The sequence below is a fragment of the Bradyrhizobium canariense genome (genome assembly GCF_019402665.1).
Lineage (GTDB): Bacteria > Pseudomonadota > Alphaproteobacteria > Rhizobiales > Xanthobacteraceae > Bradyrhizobium > Bradyrhizobium canariense.
Genome location: NZ_VSST01000104.1, coordinates 1 through 10,026 on the forward strand (window position 1 = coordinate 1; position 10,026 = coordinate 10,026).

Consider the following 10,026-nt stretch of genomic DNA (forward strand, 5'->3'; position numbering starts at 1 on the left):
GCCTTGTTCACGGACGACTACCTCGCGGAGCCGATCGGAATCCTCGAAGAACTCAACTGGTCCGTAGGCATGCACAGCGACATAGTTCCACGTTGGTACGGCCTCGCCTCTCTCGTGTTTGGTCACGTACCATGAAGGGCTGATATAGGCCTCCGCCCCACCGAAAATTGCCATCGCCTCGCCGGTTGGTGTCAGCTTGCACTGCGGATTAGCACGCGCCACGTGCGCGTAAATCGTGCCCATCGAGCCTGCGCTCTCGTCGAGTACTACGGGCAGCATCGTTCCAACAAGCCCCTCGTGAGTGGCGGTGACCAGTGTCGCTGTCCGTGCCTCGCGCATTGTCCGTTGAAGGTCGGCGATATCGAGAAGTTGGAAGCAGGACGGCGCGTACATCAGTGAAGCTCCCAGGCAGCCCGACGGAGGCCGGACGACTCATGATTTGAACTGCGGTACGCCTCATTCGGGATCGCAGGAACCGCCAGGTTTGGTAGTTTCATTCCGGGGCGTGCTGGTCCCTGAGGGCAGCTAGCCCATCAAGCGTCGAAGGCGCAAATCAAAAAGCGCGGTTGCAAGCTGGTCCAGCCGTTGCTTTCGAGCCGTGCGCGTTACGGAAACGTGGGATAAGATCTTGCTTTCATTCTGACCGCGCTCGATCGGCCGTGAGCCGCTCAATGGCTACCCAGGTCGATTCCACCTGGCACACTGCCTGCGGCTGCACACCTCGACTGTTGTTTAGCATGCTTCCGATGTTACGAGCCTGCCTTATTGACAACGATCTAATGGCGTTAACGCCGCATGCTGATGGCCCCGTCTAGTTCAGCATTTCGGCTCGAAAATTCAAGTTGTCGTGCGGAATTGCGAAGGTAAGAGAGAGCATATGCCTATGAAACACACGGTGGAGCACATCAAGCGTTCGTTGCGCGTGCTCGGCGGACTTGCTGCCGTCCTCGGCGTCTTGTCCGTGCTCGGACCGAACGATGTGCGATGCGAGCCCATCAAGGGCTTTGGCTCTGCAGCGACGGGCGGGCTGGGAGGCGAGATAGTTCAGGTCAGATCAACCAAAGCTCTGAATTATGAGTTATGTCGGTCGTACAGCTTCGGCCAGTGCAATGACCATACTCCGCGCGAGATCCAGGTAATTGGAACCATAGACTTTACCGGTACGGAGGGGCGAGGCGAAGGGCAGGGATGCCAACACGGCCGTGCCTGTTCGGCACCTTACAAGCGTGAGTCCCTCTTCTTATCGCGAAAATAGTTATTTGCGATAGTGATCGTCTGCGGGACACCAAGAAACAGGAGGTTCCAATAGTGCTCCCCGTTACAATAAGAGGAATAGATATCGCTGCCATCGAAGTCGTTCCAGGATACCCTAATATTTGTCGTGGGGCCAAAGCCGCCGGCAATCATCTGACGCCCGATATTGTGAAATCGGTTGTGATCGATCCACACCAGGTCGGCTCGTGCAATTGCAATAGCATCGCCGGCAAATATCACGCCTTCAAAACGGTGATCGGCATTGGCTCGACCGCTACAATCAAAGGGAAGGGGCTGCGCCTGAATGGGGTCAGCAACGTCGTTATTCGCAACCTGACCATCAGTGATATCAATGTTTGAGCCAATTTCCAGCGGCGCTTGCCGGCCCTGTCGAAGACGACCGACGTCTTCTCCTTGCCATCGCAATGCGCGTCGTGTCCATCGTTCGTTAACAATTACTTCCACAACACGAATGCGCAACACAGCGGCGGATTTTTCCATGCAGTGGATGCTGGATCGTCTGTGCAAGCACTCGTCGAGGGTAACTACTTCGACAACATTGAAACACCTAGAACGATCGGTAGTGGGCATATCTTTGCCGTCCACCGGGACTATGCCGAGCATCTGCCTCACTGCCCTCGGACGTCGGTGCATCGAGAACATCGCGATCCCAGTGCCGCGGATCAATGGCTTTCGCCTGGATGAAACCGTAATAGGGCTCTTCCAAGGTCATCTATTCCTCTTCCATTTCCGGCGGATGAAGTTCCGGCAGTGATCGCGGCCAGGGCAGGTCCCGGACACCTTCAGAGCCGGTGATGGCTCGTTCGCAGACGCGGCCCGTGTTTGGCCGATTGTGCAAACAGTTGGGAAGGTGCCATACTGGACGAGAACGGCACGCACGGCTCGCTGCTCAAAGTTGCACGAAGCCCGTCTGGCGCGTTTCTGTTCGGGTGCCGAGCGGTACAATTCCTCTCGGTGTTGCGTGCCTTTCGCCCGGACCGGGGCGCTTGCCTCAGAGTTTTCACCTCTGGTGTTTTTGCGGGTTCGGATTGCAAGAGGATCGGAGGTGCCATCGCGCTCCTGGCAAACTGTTCGGATCATCAACCCGACGTTCACAGCTCGTGTCCGACTGGCATGGTGCTTGCTCAAGAGTACCCGCAGCGCGAGGTTCGTCATCGAAAGCGAGTGAGATGTGCCCTCGACTGCTCGAACAATCCGCAAAACCTGGAAAAAATTGCAATGAAAGAAACAGCTTCGACCGAGCGTGTCATTCCAGCGACCGACGTCGTCAAGCGCGCCGCGCGCATCGGTGTTGAAATCAGAAATATCAAACTTTCGGGTGATTTGCCGAGCCAAACCGTCGCTGCAATCAATAGCCTGCTGCTCAAACATAAAGTGATCTTCTTCCGCGATCAGGGGCATCTTGATGGCGCGGAGCAGGAGCGCTTTGCCGCTTGTTTGGGAAAGCTGGTGCCGCATCCGACACTCGGTACGATCAATGGAACGACCTCGATCATCGAGCTTGATTCCGCGCGTGGAGGTAGCCGAGCCGATGTATGGCACACCGATGGAACCTTTCTAGCGGCTTATCCCAAAGCTGCGGTGCTGCGAGCTATTGTGATCCCATCGTCCGGCGGCGATACGATTTGGTCGAATGCTGTGGCGGCGTACCTGGATCTGCCGCGGCCGCTCCAAGGGCTTGCCGACGAACTCTGGACCGTTCACAGCAACGCCTTCGACTACGCCGGGACCTGCCGTGTTCGCGAAATCGATCAGAAGCATTTTGATGAGGTCTTTACTAAAACAATCTATGAGACGGAGCATCCGGTGGTCCGTGTACATCCCGAGACCGGCGAGCGCGCGCTGGTGCTCGGCGATCTGGTGCAAAGGTTTATTGATATTCCAAAACGCGACAGCCAGAAGCTGTTTCAACTATTCCAGTCCTATATCACGGCGCCCGAAAATACCGTGCGCTGGACCTGGAAAGAAGGCGATGTCGCGATTTGGGACAACCGCGCAACACAGCATTATGCCGTTAACGATTACGGTGACCAGCATCGCGTCGTTCATCGTGCCACACTCGATGGCGACGCGCCCGTCAGTGTCGATGGTCGATGCAGTGTGACGCGCCTCAAGATGACGAAGCACCCGTCCACGAAAGTTGCCTAGCAGTGCGCGGCAAATTCACATGGTTGCACTGGCCTTGTCGCATGTTCGCGCGAGGAGGAGCTAACGCGCGCGCGGACCCGGGAGGCGAGCTCCTTGCTGAAGTAAGATGCTCAAGCTTATCTCGTCCGCCGAAAATGATTCAGCGCCGAGTGGCGCAAGTCATCCGGCCGCGTCCGGTTGACTTTCCCACGGACGAGGGTGCGTTTCCGCCAACCTTGCGCATCGCCCTTCGGACGACGGCACGACCGGCGGACAGACAGAGCGCGATTGCCGGAGCTGGCTGAATTTTGGCATCTGTGTCGCGGTTCCACTTCTAAGTCTCTTCGCGGGAATCTCCGAGGGCACGATTTCGGCGTTGTCATGGGCTCGGACGCGAGTCTGACGAGTTGCAGGAGCAGCTAACGAGAAGCAATGTCACTGCCGCAAGAGGACCCGACTTTTGCGCGATACGGCGCCGGTCTATCGCTCTAGACCGAACCAGCAAAGGCTCCAAGCTACCATTCCCAACAGCAGGCTACCTTGGACATGCCTAAATTCACGCGGTACCCGGCCTCGCGCCAGGAGCACAGAGATAGCAAAACGCCGCGATGACCGGCCCAACCCGTTGAAAGGGAAGGATTGTGATTTCGGCTACATGCCGGTGAATTCACGCCCAGTCCTGAGCCTTTAGAAGAATACCGACGTAGATACTAATATATTCAGGGCGTGTCCGGTTTGCGGTGTGTAGGTAATGCTTGTTGGGTGATTGATGTAGGTCAGTCCTACGGTTGTATATATCCCGGGCGCCAGATGCGCCGTGTACAGTCCCGAAATTGCTGTACTGTCGCGGTGCGCCAGCTGCTCTTTTGCCAGTGCAGCGTCCACCGCGACATGGCTCCAGATGGTATTGCTGACAACAAGACTCATCTGATCTGTGGGCCGGCTGTCCAACAGGCCCTTCGCATAAAGGCGAATCTCGTAGTATTGACTAGCTCTATTTAGGTCAGGCGGAGCATACATTGCAGAGAGCCCGCCATAGACTCCGCGAGATGCCGAGCCGTGGACGGCAGACTGCCAGAATTGCCTGTCCGCACCTACATAGTAGACGCTGTTGGCCTTGGTCGTCGCTTCTGTCGGATGCTGCAGGTCCGTGTAGCTGCTGTTGTTGAAGCCCGCGCCAGCCCGCAGCCAAGTCTCCATTACACCCGGAGTAGGCTTGTTCCTGTAGGAAAGCTCATCAAGCAAAAGAATGCCTGCGTAGCGCGTGCTCCAGTTCAAGCCAGTGGGATTCTCGCTTACATGCGCATATTGTCCTGCTGGACTGACCGAGCGCTGGATTGAGAATTTGTTATATAGGCGATCATCAAAATTGTACTTCAGATTAAGAGCCGGCGTTGGCGCCCAATTGTTGCTCATGCCGGCTTGGAACAGCATTCTCGATGAGGGTCCAAACACTTTGTCTCCAGCGCCCGCAAACTCATGTTGGTTCCTGAGGTAGCCCAGTTTGAGTTCGATCCTTCTGTCGAATAGCGTTTGATAGTAAGAAACTGCATTGAGGCCCAGCCGATCTGGCCCAGCGCTCTGCCATGTCCAGTGTTGATGCTCGGCTCCGACCACGATCTGACCATCGGGAATTCCACACCGAGCGAGGTCATAAGTCACGATCATAGAGTTGACCGTACTAAATGTCGGATTCTGGCCGACATATTGCTGATTGGCGATGGTGCTTCTGGCGGCGTTGCCGAGTTCATTGTCGACAAGCGTGTTTAGCGTCCAGCCAGCAAATCCAATCCCGAGATCCGAAAATTGGGATCTGACAGAAGCTGTATCCTGATCTATCGTGTCCGCAGGACCAGGAGCAGTGAAAGCGCCACCTCTTTCGCGAAGCTTCTCGAATTTTGCGAATGGGTCGATCTGATTTTCAATTCTGCTCTTGGCCGTCGCCATGGCAACGTCTCGCTTTATTGTGGTCGTAGCTGTTTTTGGCAAGGAGCTCCTAGGAAGGCGGGCTGCTCCCTTGGGTCGCCCGCTTCGGAATGTCATGGCCGAATCCGAAATTGTTCTGCTTGTTGCCTCATCGAGCTCATCGGGGCTGGGGCTTCTTGGGCCGGAGATCTCGCGACTCGGCGCCGCCGAACTGCTGGCGAGACTAGCTATCAGACAAAGGACAATACGACCTCGTGGCTTCGCAGTTGGTCCAGACATGAAAGCAACGACGCCAGCCAGATATGCTTGCGTGGATAGCGGCGTTATAACGCAACGATGCATGGTGATTTTCGCGCCCGTCGATTTGAATAAAGTGCACTTCCACCTGACGGCCTAGAGCGGATGTCAAATCTTGTCCCTCAATGCGGTGGGAGACGCTTGACACCAGGCGGCCTCTCTATGTCAGCGAGACCGCTCAACCTTGCGCGCTATCACCACAGCGGCGCCGCTTGGCCTACGTGTGGGTACACAGCGCAAACAACCTAGTCGCTCGATCGCTAATCAAGGCGAGCTTCTGCTGGAGGGTGTCGACATTAGCGGGCTGCTCGGTGTGCGCGTTCGCTAGCAAGAGATTGGTGGCCGATACACGGAGGCCAGGGACCTTGCGACAAACCCTCTGCCAAAACGAAGGAAAATTGTTTTCAACAGAGAGCAGCGGCAATAGCGGAGCTCGCAGAACAACACGCCCGATCCAAGAAACGCCGCTCGCAGCTCGGTCGATGGGATGAAGCACAGGCAGGCAGAAGGGGCTAACATCCTTGGCGGCCCGTAAGCTCGCCGCCCTAAACCCTCGAGTGGCTCTCATGGGAAGATGGAAGGCACGATTGGAGACAGTTTGATACCTGGGGACGACGAGGCAAAACATCCATCAGCTCCATTGATCGATGAAATCTATATCGCGCGGCGACTTCTTATGTGGCCCGAGCGAATTTCACAGCCACTGACTGGCATGTGTCCATCGTCTCCATCAATTGCTAGGTTTGGTAGTTGACTGAGCGGGAGGTCGGCTGTCGCTGCGTGAATCGTAGCTAATGTGCCGCTCGACTCCACAACCCCGGCGTTCACGGCCGATCGGTATCGCAGCGTCGGCGGGTGAATTCTAGGAGTTCGCTTCGATCCACGTCGCGCGAAGCTCTTACAGGGAACGATCTTTTCGAAGACCGAGATCCCGCCGGATCTGGTTGTAGTTGTGACGCTCGAATATCCTTTGCGCCGTATCACGCATGATTTCCGCGGCCACCGCCGGAGCCAAGGGTCAGATGTCCTTGTCCACCCGGACGGGCTCGATCAGGGTTTTCGATACCGAAGTCCCTAAACGTCAAGATGTCATCATCTCCGACGACATAAGATGATCCGTTCTCGATCTCCAGTTGGTTGGCGGCGTCGCGCACCCAATCGTCGTCTCCATCGAGGTCCGTGGCTATGAAACTTGTCGAGATGTATGGTCATGCTGCTTTTTAGCGAGGAGCGTTGTTGTCGGGGCGTCCATTTCCCGGCAGTAGTGCGTCCAGCTTGTCTTCGCGGCGCGGTCAGGGCGACTCTCCGCCCCACAGCTTCGCACGGCGTCGTTGATCGATTTGGAGCTGGTTGTGAGTGTGCCAGGTGAGCGACCGCATTCCTCAGGCTTCCTGGCGCGTGCAGCAAAACGTGATTCATTTCATTCAATCATTGCGTTGGCTGGTCTGAACAGAGGGGGGCGCGAAGAAACAATCGAATGCGGCTGCCACAGCCCGGGTGAGAAAACGATGCTCCGGCCTCACGCGGACGAATCCCTTTTCCATTTCGACGATCCCATCCTCAGCCAGCATTGCCAAGCGTTCGCCTGAACCGAGCAAACCGACCGGGTCAAATCCATGAGCAACGCAAATTGCCGGCACGTCCACCTCGAAATCGCACATTAGCCGCTCAATGATCGCGGCCCGGACGCGGTCTTCAAGGCTGAGACAGTAGCCCTTTGACGTCGCCAGACGGCCGGCGTTGATTTGGCCGCTGTAGGAACCCGCTGTAACTTCGTTCTGGACGTAGCCCTCGCCAAGCCGGCCGATCGCCGACGGTCCGAAGCCGATCACTTTATTGCAGGTGTCGGCCGAGTAACCGAGTGAATTCCGCCGCAGGCGACCGGCTTTCTGCGCCAGCGCGAGCTCATCGTGCGGCAAGGCGAAATGGTCGAGTCCGATCTGGCGGTAGCCCGCTGCAGTCAGTGTATTGGCCATCGCGGCTGCTTGTTCTGCACGGGCATGGCTGTCTGGCAGCGCTGCCTCGTCGATCAGGCGCTGATTCTTCTTGAAGGAAGGAACGTGCGCGTAGCGGAACACCGCAAGCCGGTCTGGTCGCATTGCCAGCGCCGTTGTCGCGGTCTGAACGCAGGACTGCACCGTCTGATTTGGCAGCCCGTAGATGAGGTCGAAGTTGACGCGCATTATTCCATGCTGCCGCAGCGACTGGACAACGCGCTCTGTTTGTGCCTCACTCTGGACCCGGTTGATGGCTTTTTGGACAATTGGATCGAAGCTCTGGACGCCGAGGCTCGCGCGGTTCACGCCGGCAGCCGCCAATCCTTCGCATGTGGCGAGCGTGAACGTGCGCGGGTCGATCTCAACAGCAATGGCGGCCGTGTTCGAAATCGCAAAGCGGCGGCGCAGAAGCTCCATCAACCGCCGGAATTCCGTTGGCTCGAGGAGGGTCGGCGTTCCACCGCCGAAGTGGACATCGCTCACAGGCAGCGGTTGCGCAACCTGCGCCGCGACCAAATCGATCTCCCTACGAAGAACCCCCAAAAAGTCGAGGATAGGAGAATGCCGGCGAGTGATGCTTCGAGCGAAGCCACAATACCAGCAAATCGATCGACAGAACGGAATGTGGAAATAGAGCGACACCGATTGATCAGGCGGCAGCTGCTGCAGCCATCTCTCACAGGCGTCGCCGCCGACTGCTTTGGAGAACTGGGCTACAGTTGGATAGATGGTGTACCAAGGAAGGCGAGCATCGTAATACGTGCTTAAGATCGAGGTCTGCAAGGATTGTTATCCCATGTTTACGAAGTTTTCCGTCGCAGGCGAATTGTCTTGCATCCCTTTGCTTGCCAAGGCCGATCGGGACTGTCGCTAGGGAATTGGGAGCTTGCGTGACGGCCGATCTGCCGAAGAAGCGCGCTGTCGGATAACAATCCGCTCCCCTCGGACACAGAGAACAAGTTCTGCAAGCGAGATACTCGAATCAACACGGCCACGGCGGGGTCCCCAATTCGTCCGCCTCGATAATCTTTGATCTTCGGCAACGAGACACCCACCAAGGCCGTTTAAGCTGCTAGACCTCGAACTGCTCCACGATTTGACTCCTGCGAGGTTCAATGACCCACATTGATACAGTCCGGTATTCTCCATCAACTGACAAGGTTGGTAGTTGATTCTGCATGGCATATTCCCCATCGGTCCAGGAATAATGGGTCCGCTTGGCTCCGTCCCGGTATGTAGTGAAATTCGCCAATGAAGGGATCGTCGGTGGGCGTCTTCATGGATCCCTCGCAGAAGAACTCCTTTCATGCGTCCGTTACTCGGCGGCAATATTGCTACGAGCGAAACGTTTCCTATCGGCGGCTCTCGCGCAGCTGGCGTGAGGAAATGAGCCGGGTGGGTGAGCGAGAACGGATGGGTGCAATTGAACAGCCGGCCGCCTCAGAGGCGTCGCCGGTTTTGCACAGACGTCAAGGCACCTACGTTGGGGGTAGCCGTTTTCGTGTGTCTGCGCACCGCAGGAGCCGACCTTTTAAGCGACGTCAGGCAATATCTCGCGAGGGCAGCTCGTCAAGCCGCTCCAACGCTAAGCATGGCGCCGCCCGACGACAGGCGATTCTATCGGAGGTTCTTTCGGGAGAACAGGCGAGCGATCGAATAGTGGAGCTATCTGGTACTCACCGCTTCACCTTCTTCCGTTTCATCTCCGCCGTCAGCTCAAACCTATCGAAGCCGGCGAGGAAACTCGCGCCTTCGTTTAACCCAGAAGGTCCGATCACAGTCGGAGCACCACCGGGCTCACCCCCTGACACGTCGTACCTCGATGATTTGCCGAGTGTTCAGTCCCAGTCCAGCTCTCCACACGTCGGTCGCAGATATCGAAAGTGGTTGAGGATCAAGCGGCTTCACCCGGGCTCGTGTAGTTCGTTGGGCGCGGCGTTGTGCAGAAAGTTCCAAACACCGGCGCAAACGAGGACGCCGGGCGCTTCCCAAAAACGCATACTCGAAAAACGAGGCTCAATAAGCAGAACGCTCTCTTCTCTCCAATTCAGCGCATCCGGCCTCTTGAGATTGGATGACTTGATGTACGATCGAGCCCTCCTGCCGCGAACGTTCTACTGAACGCCACTGTTCGTCGGATAGGCTCAAATCGCGCGAAACCAAATAGCCCCAATGAGCCGACTACGGCGGCCTAGACCCGGGAGATCGCGGCGCCGATAGCTCTAGACGGTATTCCTGACCGCCTCAGCTAGGATTGCGTAAAGATGCTGCGGATTCCGGGGATTGCGGCCAGGGATTCCGATTGAACGCGACCATGCATTCCGATCGAAGGCGGCCACCTGTTCCGACGAAGGCGGCCGGAGTGTCGTTGCCGGCATGAGGAGTTGGGTCAGGTTTTCTTGGC

Annotated in this window: 6 protein-coding genes; 1 reads left to right on the top strand and 5 read right to left on the bottom strand. The window is 56.9% G+C overall.

Annotation, left to right across the window (positions count from 1 at the left end):
- A partial coding sequence (locus tag FXB41_RS39070; protein WP_219685543.1) for an FMN-binding negative transcriptional regulator occupies window positions 1-393 on the bottom strand: 393 nt, incomplete at its 3' end.
- A gap of 825 nt (window positions 394-1,218) precedes the next feature.
- Window positions 1,219-1,755 carry a polysaccharide lyase domain-containing protein gene (locus FXB41_RS39075; RefSeq protein WP_219685544.1) on the bottom strand — a complete coding sequence of 179 codons (537 nt, stop codon included), beginning with the start codon at window positions 1,753-1,755 and terminating at the stop codon, window positions 1,219-1,221.
- 738 nt (window positions 1,756-2,493) lie between these two features.
- Here FXB41_RS39075 and FXB41_RS39080 point away from each other — a divergent pair.
- On the top strand, window positions 2,494-3,423 hold the full coding sequence (locus FXB41_RS39080) for a TauD/TfdA dioxygenase family protein (RefSeq protein WP_219685545.1): 930 nt from the start codon (window positions 2,494-2,496) through the stop codon (window positions 3,421-3,423).
- A 666-nt stretch (window positions 3,424-4,089) separates the two neighbouring features.
- Here the strand turns inward: FXB41_RS39080 and FXB41_RS39085 are convergent.
- The 3 genes from FXB41_RS39085 to FXB41_RS39095 form a co-directional block, all read right to left on the bottom strand.
- Entirely contained in the window at window positions 4,090-5,349 is a 1,260-nt protein-coding gene (locus FXB41_RS39085; RefSeq protein ID WP_246649569.1) for a carbohydrate porin, read from the bottom strand.
- Window positions 5,350-7,049: 1,700 nt separating this feature from the next.
- Window positions 7,050-8,405 carry an oxygen-independent coproporphyrinogen III oxidase gene (gene hemN, locus FXB41_RS39090; RefSeq protein WP_219685547.1) on the bottom strand — a complete coding sequence of 452 codons (1,356 nt, stop codon included), beginning with the start codon at window positions 8,403-8,405 and terminating at the stop codon, window positions 7,050-7,052.
- 1,439 nt (window positions 8,406-9,844) lie between these two features.
- Window positions 9,845-10,026: hypothetical protein (locus FXB41_RS39095; protein WP_219685548.1), on the bottom strand; the 182-nt coding region annotated here is incomplete at its 5' end.